The sequence below is a fragment of the Maribacter aquimarinus genome (assembly GCF_047345505.1).
Taxonomy (GTDB): domain Bacteria; phylum Bacteroidota; class Bacteroidia; order Flavobacteriales; family Flavobacteriaceae; genus Maribacter.
In genome coordinates this window covers 28047-39933 of the sequence record NZ_JBLFEO010000036.1, presented here as the reverse complement: position 1 = coordinate 39933, position 11887 = coordinate 28047, and the positions used below count along the sequence as shown (strand labels likewise).

At 52.3% G+C, this 11887-nt stretch carries 6 protein-coding genes; 3 read left to right on the top strand and 3 right to left on the bottom strand.

Annotation, left to right across the window (positions count from 1 at the left end; all coding sequences use genetic code 11):
- Positions 1-359: 359 nt before the first annotated feature.
- The 3 genes from ACKWCC_RS17800 to ACKWCC_RS17790 all read right to left on the bottom strand — a co-directional run bounded on the left by ACKWCC_RS17800 (position 360) and on the right by ACKWCC_RS17790 (position 7179).
- On the bottom strand, positions 360-2045 hold the full coding sequence (locus ACKWCC_RS17800; protein WP_413997320.1) for a PorP/SprF family type IX secretion system membrane protein: 1686 nt from the start codon (positions 2043-2045) through the stop codon (positions 360-362).
- 117 nt (positions 2046-2162) lie between these two features.
- Complete coding sequence (locus ACKWCC_RS17795; RefSeq protein ID WP_413997319.1) at positions 2163-3407, bottom strand: TolB family protein; 1245 nt, start codon at positions 3405-3407, stop codon at positions 2163-2165.
- 1399 nt (positions 3408-4806) lie between these two features.
- Positions 4807-7179 (bottom strand): TonB-dependent receptor domain-containing protein, encoded by a 2373-nt coding sequence (locus tag ACKWCC_RS17790; protein ID WP_413997318.1) that lies wholly within the window; start codon positions 7177-7179, stop codon positions 4807-4809.
- Positions 7180-7366: 187 nt separating this feature from the next.
- Between ACKWCC_RS17790 and ACKWCC_RS17785 the strand changes: the two genes are divergently transcribed.
- The 3 genes from ACKWCC_RS17785 to ACKWCC_RS17775 all read left to right on the top strand — a co-directional run bounded on the left by ACKWCC_RS17785 (position 7367) and on the right by ACKWCC_RS17775 (position 11779).
- Entirely contained in the window at positions 7367-8395 is a 1029-nt protein-coding gene (locus ACKWCC_RS17785; protein ID WP_413997317.1) for a sensor histidine kinase, read from the top strand.
- The gene (locus ACKWCC_RS17780; protein WP_413997316.1) at positions 8392-9096 is read left to right on the top strand and encodes a LytR/AlgR family response regulator transcription factor; all 705 of its coding nucleotides are present in this window, start codon (positions 8392-8394) and stop codon (positions 9094-9096) included. The genes ACKWCC_RS17785 and ACKWCC_RS17780 overlap by 4 nt, the downstream gene beginning before the upstream one ends.
- Positions 9097-9310: 214 nt before the next feature.
- Positions 9311-11779: a TonB-dependent receptor gene (locus ACKWCC_RS17775; RefSeq protein WP_413997315.1), complete on the top strand. Its 2469-nt coding sequence runs from the start codon at positions 9311-9313 to the stop codon at positions 11777-11779.
- The last annotated feature ends 108 nt before the right edge of the window (positions 11780-11887 follow it).

Here is an 11887-nt window from a genome sequence, read left to right as displayed (position 1 = left end):
AAGATACAGCTTGCCAAGAAAAGGGCAAGGGGCTACCGGAACACGGAGAATTTTATAAACATGATCTATTTCATAGCGGGTAAACTGAAATTCGATTACCCACTGTATTTAACATAGAACCTTCGAAAAGTATAGAAATATCAAATAAATCCTACAAAAAGTAATATTTATTCGTTCAAATGCTATCGAAGAGAACATTTCATCGGTTTTTTCCAACAACTTATCGATAGGCTTGCGCCAAAAAAAGGAGGGGCCCCAGTTATCCCCCCGGATATCCACCCCTCCCTTTGGCAAAACAATACCCTTCTTTTTTAACGATGCTTGGGCTTTATCGGCACGTAAAAATTATATTTTGGGGTTTAATAATCGTCCTCTTCATAATCATTGGATGCGGTGGCATAGGCATGGTCCACCTGCATGATCCACTTCTCCTTCTTGTACCTGCCGTTCAAATGCGAGGCAAAGGCGGTCTGGGCGTCTTCCTTGTGGTCATAATCTGCCAAATAAACGTAGTGCAGTCCGTTCTCCCGGTTGTAAAATTCCCTGGCCGCAATGCCCCGGTCCGCCAGATCTTGCATAAAGGCCTTGAGGTACCTTTGGTTGCTGTACACATTGGCAATGACGTAATAGCCCGGTTTTACACCAATGGCATCTTCTTGCCCCAGTACTTTGATCGGCATCTTCACATACTCCCTTTTGGCCTGGTTGGGCTGGTCCCCCTTGGTAGCGGTTTCCCGGGTATTTACCGCCAGCCTGGCCCCTTGTTGGGCCTCCATACCCGCTAGACTTGCCTTGATGCCATTGCGTACATCGTTCCTGAGCATACGCACTACGGTCTCAAATTTTTGTTCAAAGGCCGCCGTTCTGGCTTGTTCCATACTGTCCTGTCTCAAGATGAGCTCATCCAGTATCAATCGGTTTTGCTGGGCAAGGTCAAGGGACGCATCGGCGCCGGGGAGGCCGGTGTGCTCCCCGTGGTTCCTTTTTCCATCATCCTTTTGCTGCTCTGCGATCAGGGCGGCGATCTGTTCCTCGTAATTTCGGACAATCCGGTCGATGGTACTGTCCGTGGAACTGTCCACATAGCCCTTGGAAGGGGTCTGTTGTTCCTTAAAGGTGTACCCTAGGGAAAGCTCGTGGTTCCATCCCAGATTGGCCTCTTGCCCGGTTAGGTTCTTTTCCATGAGATATCCGAGCGACATCCGTTGGCCCAGGTTAACCCCCAACCCGCCAGACAGGCCATGGCGATCGTCCAAAGTGGTCTGTACCCAACCAAGATGCGGCAGGTCCAGTACCAAGGAGCCCAGGAAGGCCAAATTCCCCCTGTCATTACGGCCCAATTGCAGCAGGGGCATGATCCGGGCGTCTTTAAAAAGGCCCGAGGCAGCCGTGAAGGGATGGGTATATTGCACGGAGGCCCTCAGTCCCTCCAGACCGGGCCGGACCACGAATTCATTGGTGGTCTGGTTATAGCGCAAAAGATCTTGGGCATAGAGGCCAACATCCAAACGGCCCAGGGAGAGGTTCATTCCCGGCTGTACGGCGATCTTGCTTTCCTTGCCGGCCGCCTGGATGGCGGGATCGTTCTCCTGCCCCACGACCCGGTTTTTGTCCAGGCCTTGGTTCAGGTAGGTAAGGTTGGCCCCAAAGGCCAGGGCACTCTTCTCGCCCAAGGGAACGGAGGTGGCGTAATTGGCGTTGAAACCAAACTCCTGCACCACGCCAGACCATTGGCTGTACACGCCAATGCCCACCGCAGTGCGATCGTTGAGCCGGTTGCTGAAGCCCAAGAAGTAATTCTGACTGTTGTCTTGAAACATGGCGTATTGATTGCGGTGCAATAGGTTGAAGTACGACTTGTTCTCCCGTACCAGGGAAAAGGTGGGATGAATCATAAAGCGATTAAAGAACAATTGATTGTGGTAGCTGCCAGAGGATGCCGGGCGTGGCTGAACCTCCTGGGCCAAGAGTTGATGGAGACCGCACAGGTTTATCCATAACAGTGACACCACCAAGAATCTGGGGGAAAAGGGTGTAGGGATCATCTTGTTTTGTTTTTGGGTGATGGTACAACTTCCATTTTTGGAACACAGTGCCGATGCACGGACCGTTTGGGATGCCGGTGCACGGAGAAGCGCATACAAGCCTGCCTTTGGCCCGGCTTATTCTTCCTGAAAAAGGGAGGACGAGAAGTGGGCCTGGTCGTTCACCGCCTCAAAGAGGCGCTGTTCAAGGTCCTTGAAGTGGGCCTCCCGGGCCTGGTGCACCACCAAGACCCCATTTGGGTCACCGCTGCTACCGGCACGATCGGTGACCACATAGCCTGTGCCCGTCTCGGCGTTCCAATGCAGGGCCACATCGTTGTGAGGCCCGTTGAAGGGGCGCCCCATGTTGGTGGCCAAGCCCACGTAACGGGGTCCTATGCGAGCGGTGTAGAGGTCCAGCCCCCCAAATCCGCCATGGCCTTCCGAAGCAAATACAAGGGTGCCATTGCCCATCATTTGGGGGTACAGGTCGTCCTTGTCACTGTTTACCTTGGGGCCCAGGTTTTTGGCAATGCCAAGACCGCCGTCCGGCGCAATCTTGGCCACGTAGATATCATACTCCCCAAAGCTGCCGCGCATGTTGGAAGCAAAGAACAAGTTACGGCCGTCAGGGGAAAGATGGGGATGGGTCACGGAGTGGTCTGCCGAGCAAAGGGGCAGTTCCGCAACGGTGCGCCACGTTCCGTTGGTCTTTTTGGCCCTAAAAATGCGTGACCTTTTCGCTTTCTTGGAAAACAGTCCGGTGGCGGGCCGCACCAGCACCTCCTTGGCAAAATAGGCGGTATTGCCATCCGGGGACAGGGCCACCGGGGCCTGGTACGCCTTCGTGCCCCCCGGGCGCCCATCCGATCGCGTGTTCTGGGTGGCAGGGGCACGGGCCGCAAAATCGGTTTTTAACATGGCAATGTCCAAGGGGAGAAATTGATCTTGGGTGCTGCTGTAGGCTGGCTTGTTGCCATATTTATGGGTCATCTGGTAGTCTTCCAGAATGAGCTCGGTCCAGTTTTCCTCGGTTTCCTCTTCCTCGGTACCGGCGCCCGCCATCTTGGCCTTGGCATGATCATAGCGCAGTTGGTAGTTTTTGGCAAGCTTTCCCCCGGGCATCAGGGCCTGTAACTTACCGTACCAATACAAGGCAGAAGCGTACTGCTTGGAGAGAAAGCTCACATTGCCCAGGTCTTCGTAGATTTCCTTTTGGGAGTAGCCCATGGCCTTCAGTTCCAGAAACTGTTGCTCCCGCAAGGGCAACGGGGCCTCCTGGCCATCGAGGCTGGCGGTATCCACATCTTGGGCCACCAGGCCGTTGACCGTAAAACAAAAAGCGCAAACAAATAGGTTAAGTGGGGATAAGATCTTGTTCATAATGTCTAATTTTGGGATTACCTTCCAAAGCTCCAACATTTTTGTAAGAAAATACTTATTAAAAATTCATAGGTTTTAGGGATGAACGGTCTTTTGGCAAAAAAGTTTGGGTGCCAAGGGAACACCAAGCGCCGATCATTTGGCAACTTCTGGGCAAAAAGCCCATAAGGTCTCGGTGTTGGGTCGCAAACATTTCGGAAATGAGCCAAGTACCCATTCATTTAACCCGGATGATGTCTTGGAGCTTTGCCATAAGGGTGTTGCCTCCAATGGAAGGTTCTACCATTGTATTTGGGAGTAAGAACACTTGATTCCAAGTTTGACTTAGGATGAGAAGGCGTAAGAAGTTAGGATTTTAGATGTACAGTTCCATCAATTACGGAGACTTACTTTACGGGTGCCTGTAGTCGGGCCTATTTTTAGTCCTAGGTCCTGGAGTCCTACCGCTGCCAATCCATTTTTGTTTCCACAACATTCGTGGTAGAACCCAATGGCATATAAGGCTTCTGCCCAAAAAGCAGGGCCATGGCTGCGAAGATCGGGCCAACGTCCGCGCTACGATTGCTTTTGCGGGGATGTGTGGTGGCAATGGAATTCCAATGTGTCATCTGGGTGAAACACCTTTGTGTTTCAATCGGCCCTATGGGTTTAAGGTAGGCATTTCCAAACGGGGCAACCCCTTTGGTACAGTGCGGAAAAAGGCGCCGGGCGGTGTCGCCCCTTGGGCGTGCTCCCCTATTTTCGCCATCGGTTCCATTGTCTTTTAAACATTCTTATCAAGTCAGATTTAAAGGTGATGAAAGCCAGTATCAGCAAAAAGAAAAGCAGTCCAAATACGGCACCTATGGCAATGTCCAATAAGATAAAACCGATCATTTAACCCATTTTGTCCTTTTAGACCCAAAAGTGGAAAAAAGGTCACCAACGTCTGCAAACAACAAGGGGACCAGGCATTTTCAGAGGTATCCGGGGCACTGTAAAGAGCGCTGATGGTTGTCCTTTACTACCAGTTTTCGTTTAACCCAGATTAAGCAATAGAAATTCCCCGCCTGAAAGGAACGGGCAGGTATTACGGCTGCAAATCCCTGCAAAATCAATCGTTGCACTGACTTTTGCTCACTCACCGTAGCGATGGCTACGCCTCAATCCTAAAAGTCTTGATTTTATTGGGCTTACACCCCCATCCCGAAAGTCTAGTGCATTCTCTGGGTTTAAAATGGAGCTATGGAAATTGAATTGCTTTTTTGGCCCGCGAAAAATAAAAGTCAGGTATGTCCAGCTCCGGCTTGTTTTCAATTGGGAAATGGTAAGGCCGCGTGCCCAATGCACAAACACCCATGGACCGGAAAGAAAGGCGGGGCGCACGGGGCAGGGCCAAAAAGTGGCTGTTGGGAAAATATCAGAACCGCTTCTGCCCGGAGAATTCCATGGCTTCGCCCTTGCCAAAGCCAAAGCTGACACCAAAGGTGACAAAGCGTCCCTGCTGCCCAAAGTTGCGGAGAAAGAACTCAGGTTGGTTGGTTTTGCTTTCAAAGATCCTGGAGGCAAAGACGTCCCTAATGCTCAGGTTTAGGATGGCCTTTCCCTTGAGGATTTTCTTGCGCGCCCCAAAATCCATAAAGACCACCTCCGTGATGTCCTGTTGCACGGTGCGGAAACCGGACTGGTAATTGCCAATGAACTCCAGGTCTATGTCTGCCGGGAGCTTCAGTTTGCCCATGAGCCGGGTGGTCCATTGGCTGCCGGTAAAATCGAAGGACTGCCCCTGAAAATCGCCCTCGCGGGCAAAGCGGTTAAAATTGAAGTCGTGCGTAAAGCTCAACCAGTTCAGCGGAACGTACTTGGCGTTGAACTCCAGACCCGTGGTGTGGTTTATGCCTATGTTCTCCGGCCTTGAAATGCTTATGTTGTCCTCAAAGGCCACAATGCGCTCCACCACATCGGTGGTGTAGCGGTAAAAGACCCCAAGGTTCATGGAGAGCTGGCCCAATTTGTAAATACTGGTCAGTTCAAAACTGTCGGTGAACTCGGGCAGAAGGTCGGGGTTGCCGGTTCTGATGTTGAAGTTGTTCCGGATATTGAAAAAAGGGTTCAGGTCCCACAGCCGCGGCCTAAAGATACGCTTGGAGTAGCCCAGCTGAAAGGAGAGGTCTTCGTTGGCCTTGTAGGAGGCGAAACCGCTGGGGAAGAAATTGTTGTACCGCTGGTTGTTGCGTTGGTCATTGGTGCGCAGGAGGGTGGCCACATCGGTATCCTCGAAGCGGACACCGAGCTTCAGTCCCCATTTGTCCTTTTCATAGGCCGCTGTGCCGTACACCCCGAGCACTTTTTGGGTCCACTGGAACACATTGGTAAGCTCCGGGTCCTCCACAAAGGTGGCCCCATCGAACGCACTGATGCCAAAATCGCTCTCCACATCATTGATCTGGTACTGTGCCCCGGTTTCCACGGTGTAGGTATCTTCCCAGGGATGGGTATAATCTGCCTTGAAGATATAATCGGCCTGGCCAAAATCGGTCCTGGCCCGCTGTAAAAAATCCGCTGCCCCGCCCACCGTGGTGGTGTTGGCAAACTCAGAGGTCTGGTCCTTGGCAAAGAGGTTGCCCGTGGCACTGAGCAGCAGGGAGCGTTCCTCATGGTCCTCAAAGCTCCTTTTGTACTGGAGTTCGTAGGCATACTTGGGGTTGGTGGCCGTGGTTAGCTCTACCCGGTCAAAGGCATCGGTGAGGTCATTGTTGGCGTTGAAGGTACTGAAGAGGGCATCTGAATTCTCCCGCTCCCATTCATAGGCAAAATTTCCGGATAGGGTGATCACGTTCAGTGAATCAATGTGGTAATCCGTGCCCAAGATCAGGTTAAAGAAGGTCTCGTTCTTGTCGCTCTCCCCAAAACTGATGATTTCGGTATCGTTCAGCAGGTTTCTGTTTTCACTTTCATTGTCACTGGGAAAGGTACGGTGGCCCACCCCGAGCTGACTGAACAAGTTGAATTTTTCGGTGCGTTTGTTAAGGCTAAAGCCCAGGCTGTGGTTGTTGGGCACACCGGTGTTGAGCGTTACCGAGCCGTTGGTGCCCCGTTTTTCCTCTTTTTTTAGGATGATGTTGATGATGCCCGAGGTACCCTCGGCATCATACTTGGCCGAGGGGTTGGTAATGACCTCTATGCTCTCGATCATATCTGCCGTTAGGGTGCCCAGGGCATTTCCCTGTTCGTTGGCCAGGACCGATGGTTTTCCGTTGATGAGCATCTGTACGCCCTGACTGCCCCTAAGGCTCACTTGGCCCTCAATGTTCACGGTTACCGAGGGCACGTTGTTGAGCACTTCCAGGGCACTGGCCCCCGTGCTGCTCAGGTCGGCGCCCACGGTAAACACCCGGCGATCCAGTTTAAACACGGTCCCGGAGCGTTCCCCGGCCACCACCACTTCTTCCAATTGCTCGGCATCCTCGGTCAGTACCACCGTGCCCAGGTCCCAGATGCCCCCAACCGCTTCCACCTCATTGAAGCGCTTGGTGGCAAAGCCCATAAAGCTCACCTCCACGTAAAAGTCGGTGGCATCGGTCTCCACCACAAAAGTACCGTTCATGCCGCTGGTAACGCCCGAAAGGGGTTCTTGGGTGCCGGGATCGCCCACCAGTACCGTGGCAAAGGCAATGGCGGCCCCGGAGGCGTCGGTGATGCTCCCCTTGATGGTGGTGCCGGAATCCTGCCCCCAGACCTGAATGAGGCAGAAAAAAACACTGATGATGGCAAGAAAAGATTTTACTTTCATAAGGTTGCTATCGCTGAATGCCTTACAAAGATGCACAATGTATGGCAACCCCTGCATAATTTTCCGTTAACGACCCTTCTTGGCTCCCAAACGACAGCTCCCCCCAAAAACGGACATTGGGCCCCGTAATATGGTCGGTGGCGGTATTCTTTTCGGCCCAATCCCCTTAAAATGCTACATTTACACCATGGATCAGCGGTTTGCCATTTTAAGCGATGCCCAGAAAGAACTCCTTTTTCAAGGCGTGCTGCACCTGGTGCTGTTTTTGTTTTTTTCCTTTGACAGGAACGCGCCCGAAATACAGGAATACAAAATCGTGGCCTTTGTAAACTATGCCCTTGGGGCCTTTGTGATCAACTATTTGTTTATACCGCGCTACTTTTACACCAAGCAGTACCTCCGTTTTTTTGCCTTTGTGGCCCTGGTGGTGGCCGGTATCATCCTGGTGGAAGAACTGGTGCTGGAACGCATCTACTTCCCCGATACCCGGGGCAAGCACTTCCCCGGGGTGTTCTATAGCCTGTTGGATGTCATGCCGGTGATCACCATCCTGGCCGGGTTTAAATTTGCTTGGGACGCGGCGATCAAACAACGGGAGGTGGAAGACCTCCGCTCTTCGGTAAAGGAGAGCGAACTGCAGTTTCTAAAATCGCAGATCAACCCCCATTTCCTCTTCAACAACCTTAACAACCTCTATTCCTATGCCATAGATGAATCTCCCAAAACACCGGACATTATCCTGGAGCTGAGCACCGTGCTGCGCTACATGCTGTACGACTGCAAGGAAGACTTTGTGGGGCTGGACAAGGAGCTGGAGCACCTTAGAAACTTTACCCAGCTCAACGAGCTTCAGATAGAGGAGCGGGGCCAAGTGGACTTTCGCACCGGAAACATCCCCTCGGGCTATAGGATTGCCCCCCTGATCCTCTCGGTCTTCATAGAGAACGCCTTTAAGCACAGCACGGCCAGCCAATCGGAGGATATTTCCATTGCGGTGGACATCTCGGTCGATGCCCAGGGCCATTTGAGCTTTCAGTGCACCAATTCGTTCATGACGGACGCCAACACCCAAAAACTGTCGCACGGCATAGGACTCAGAAACGTGAGAAAAAGGTTGCAACTGCTCTACCCCAATGCCCATTCCCTCACCATAAACAAAAAAAACAACGTCTATACCGTACTTTTGGAAATGGACCTAAACACCGGGGGCAAATGATTCGCTGCATCATCGTGGAAGACCAGCCCCCCGCCCAGCGGGTGCTTCAGAAATATATTGCCGAGCATGGGAACATGGTCTTGGAGGGCACCTTCGCCGATGCGCTAGGGGCCATTGAATTTTTGCGCAACACGGAGATAGACCTCATCTTCCTGGACATACACCTGCCCAAGATCTCCGGCATTGATTTTTTAAAGATGGGCACACCGGTGCCCAATGTGATCCTTACCACTGCTTTTTCGGACTATGCCCTGGAAAGTTATGAGTACGATGTGGTGGACTATCTCCTGAAACCCTTTTCCTTTAAGCGCTTTGTGCAGGCGGTCTCCAAAATGCAGCCCAACAAGATGGCCCAAAAAAATGGGGACAGGGAACGCAGCTTGGACCCTCCGGAATCCCTGTTCATTAAATCGGGCTACGAGCTGGTCAAGGTCGCCGTTCGCGATATACGCTACATCCGGTCCGATGCGGATTACACGGAAATTTTCACCCCACAAAAAAAACACCTTTCCCAGGAATCGCTCAGGCACTGGGAAGACACTCTTACCGCCGCGCCCTTTGTCCGCACCCATAGGTCCTTTATGGTGAACCTGGCCCACATTGAAAAGGTGGTGGGCAACCAGGTGCTGTTGGACGATGGTAGCCGTATTCCCATTGGCCGTGCCTACAAGGAGGGCTTCATGGAGCGCATCTTGGAGTAGTTCCTTCCTAAGAACGGGGCCAAGGCATGACCACCGCTGTGCACCCATTTCCAAGGGCGGTGCCGCGGTGCCACCGGGCGAGGATAGCCCATGCCCTTTCATATTAACATTTCTTTAGTGTCGTTGGGGATGCCACTTTGGTTGTTTGGGGAATTTAAAGCTACCGAGCGCCTTAAAATTTGGATCTTGCCGGCTGATAAATTATGGTTGAGATATGAGGAAATCTTTATTCCCCCTTACTTTTTTGCTCCTTTTGGGCTCCCTCTCCCTTTTTGGACAGAAAAATGTGTATCTAACGGGTACCGTGGTGGATCAGGACACCAATGAGCCCCTTGAGTTTGCCACCCTTGTGGTGCAGCGCGCGGACGATCCCAGCAAGGTTACCGGGGGCATCACGGATGCCCAGGGAAAGTTCAGGGTGGCCACCGAGCCCGGCCGCTACAACCTACGGGTAGAGTATATTTCCTACACCCCCTTTGTCCTCAATGAGCAAGACATCCGCAGTTCGCGCGATCTGGGCACCATTCGCCTAAAACTGGATGCCACCCAATTGGAGGCCGTGGAAGTGGTGGGCGAAAAAACCACCGTGGAAGTACGGCTGGACAAAAAAATATACAATATTGGCAAGGACATTACCACCAGTGGGGGCAATGTGGGCGATGCCCTGAACAATGTGCCCTCCGTCACGGTGGACGTGGACGGGGCCATTGCCCTTCGCGGCAACAGCAACGTGCGCATCCTGATCAACGGGCGGCCCTCTGCCCTGGCCGGTTTTGGTTCCACGGACGCCCTCAGGAACCTGCCCGCAGATGCCATTGAAAGCGTGGAGGTGATCACCAGCCCGTCTGCCCGTTATGATGCGGAAGGCACCGCGGGCATCCTGAACATCATCCTAAAGAAAGAAAAGACCTTGGGCCTCAACGGTACGGTGAACGCTTCGGTGGGCTTCCCAACGGCCAGCCAGGTCAATACCAACCTGAACCTGCGCACGGACAAATTCAACATCTTCACCACCCTGGGCTATTCTTACCGGGAACCGCCCGGGAACGCTTTCTTTGACAACAACTACACCGTGGGGGAATTCAGCAGAATTACGGAAGATCGCGACATCTTGAGACAAAGCAGCGGTTTCAACGGCAATTTGGGGCTGGAATACTTCCTTACGGAAAACTCCTCCATAACGGGCAGTGTATTTGGCCGTATTGCCGATGGTGTGGACCTTACCGAGAACAACAACAACCGCTTTATCAATGGGGTACTGGGCAGCCAAACCTTTCGTTTTGAAGACGAGAACGAAGACGACACCCGCTACCAATTGGCCCTGAACTACAGGAACGAGTTCAATGACGAGGGCCACGAACTCACGGCAGACCTGCAATATTCGCGCAGTGACGAGGTCATCCGGACCGATATAGGGGAAGATGAGACCTTCCCCACCAACAATCTCATAGCCTTGGAAAAAGTGAATGAGGGCGAGGAGCAGAACGAATACCTGATCCAGGTGGATTATGTGCTGCCCATAGGTGACAAACAATTTGAGTTTGGCTATCGGGGCGATTTTGAGGAAGAGATCACCTCTTTTCAGTTAGACACGCTCAATCAGAACACTGGGGTGTTCGATCTAAACGAAAACTTGACCAATACCTTTACCTTCGATGAAAACGTCCATGCCGTTTATACCCAGTACGGAGACAAGCTCAGTGACAAGTTTTCCTTTCTCTTGGGCCTCAGGTTTGAGAACACGGTTTTAAAGGGTCAACTGGAATCCGAGTTTGATACCTCCGAACTGGAAGAGCTGTTGGGCGAAGAAGTGGATGTGAATTTCAAAAAAAACTATCCGGGCCTCTTCCCCACCCTGAACTTTATCTACGAGCTGGGGGAAAACGAGAACCTTTCCCTGGGATACAACCGGCGCATCAACCGACCCCGGGGCTGGTTCATAAACCCCTTTCCGTCCCGATCTAGCCGTACCAACATTTTCCAGGGCAATCCCGATCTGGACCCCTCATTCTCCAACGCCTTCGATCTGGGCTACCTAAAGCGCTTTGACAAGCTTACCCTCACCTCTTCCATTTATTACCAGCGCGAGACCAACGCCTTTGAGAGGATACAGGAAGAAACGGGCCAGGTGACCTCGGATGGCATTCGCATCATTCGCTCCATCCCCATTAACCTCTCCACAGAACAACGCTATGGGGCCGAGGCCGCCGCACTCTACAACCCAACGGACTGGCTTCGGCTGAACGGTAGCTTCAATTTTTTTGGGTTTGACCTGGACGGCGAGTTCAACGGCACGGACTTTGGTGCCAACAATGTGAGCTGGTTTGCCCGCTTTAGCAGTAAGGTAACCCTGCCCTCCAAAATAGACTGGCAGACCAATATATTCTACCGTGGCCCAAGGGAAAATGCCCAGACCAGGAACAAGGGCATTCTTTCCATAAATTTGGCTATTGCCAAAGACGTCTTCAAGGAAAAGGGCACCGTGACCCTGAACGTGAGCGATCTGTTGAACAGCAGAAGGCGACAGTCCTTTACCCAAACGCCCACCTTTACCTCAGAAAGCGAGTTTCAATGGCGCGAAAGGCAGATCAACCTGTCCTTTATTTACCGCATCAACCAGAAAAAACAACGGGGCGAAGGCAGAATGCGCAACGGTGGGGACGATGAGGGAGGTGAGTTCTAAGGGCGCATAACATCCAAATCCCCGCCACCACCTTTGGCCCTGTCTCCTTACATCTTATCAAGGGCCCGCAAGTGGATTGCAGCCCCAAAAAAAACCTCGGTGCGCAAA

Coding starts and splice junctions, on each gene's coding strand:
- ACKWCC_RS17785 (WP_413997317.1), top strand. CDS start 7,367: ATGGATCAGCGGTTTGCCATTTTAAGCGATGCCCAGAAAGAACTCCTT.
- ACKWCC_RS17795 (WP_413997319.1), bottom strand. CDS start 3,407: ATGAACAAGATCTTATCCCCACTTAACCTATTTGTTTGCGCTTTTTGT.
- ACKWCC_RS17790 (WP_413997318.1), bottom strand. CDS start 7,179: ATGAAAGTAAAATCTTTTCTTGCCATCATCAGTGTTTTTTTCTGCCTC.
- ACKWCC_RS17775 (WP_413997315.1), top strand. CDS start 9,311: ATGAGGAAATCTTTATTCCCCCTTACTTTTTTGCTCCTTTTGGGCTCC.
- ACKWCC_RS17780 (WP_413997316.1), top strand. CDS start 8,392: ATGATTCGCTGCATCATCGTGGAAGACCAGCCCCCCGCCCAGCGGGTG.
- ACKWCC_RS17800 (WP_413997320.1), bottom strand. CDS start 2,045: ATGATCCCTACACCCTTTTCCCCCAGATTCTTGGTGGTGTCACTGTTA.